General features: G+C 61.0%; 1 protein-coding gene. It reads left to right on the top strand.

What is annotated here, in order from left to right:
• Positions 1-500 (top strand): PQQ-binding-like beta-propeller repeat protein (locus tag QGG57_07190; protein ID MDP7007935.1); only part of this gene is annotated, 500 nt, incomplete at both ends.

The raw sequence follows: 500 nt of genomic DNA, 5'->3' as shown, positions 1-500 counted from the left end.
CACCACCGGGGACTGGGTGTGGTCGGTCGCCATCTCGGCGGACGGCGAGTACATCGCCGGCTCCGATGGCAAGAAGGTCTACCCCTTCGACAAGGACAGCAGCACCCCGCTCTGGAACTACACCGCCGGGGATTATGTGCGCTCGGTCGCCATCTCGGCGGCCGGGGAGTACATCGCCGCCGGCACGGGAGGTGATGACGACAAGGTCTACCTTTTCGGTAAGAATAGCAGCACGCCGCTCTGGAGCTACGAAACGGGGGATGAGGTGTACTCGGTCTCCATCTCTGCGGACGGCGAGTACATCGCCGCCGGCTCCGAAGACAACAAGGTCTACCTTTTCGACAAGGACAGCAGCACGGGCGGCTCCCCAGTTGCATATTCCATCAGCTTCTCTGATATGAGCGTCAGCCTTGACGTGCGGCCCGGTGCTTCAGGTGTTGGCTGTACCGAAATGCTGATTTCCAACGAGGGCGCTGCCACTATTGACGTTGACGTCTCGA

The sequence above is a fragment of the Candidatus Poseidoniia archaeon genome (genome assembly GCA_030748895.1).
GTDB lineage: Archaea > Thermoplasmatota > Poseidoniia > MGIII > CG-Epi1 > UBA8886.
The sequence above is the reverse complement of the archived record's forward strand: the minus strand, read 5'-3'. Positions and strand labels throughout refer to the sequence as shown.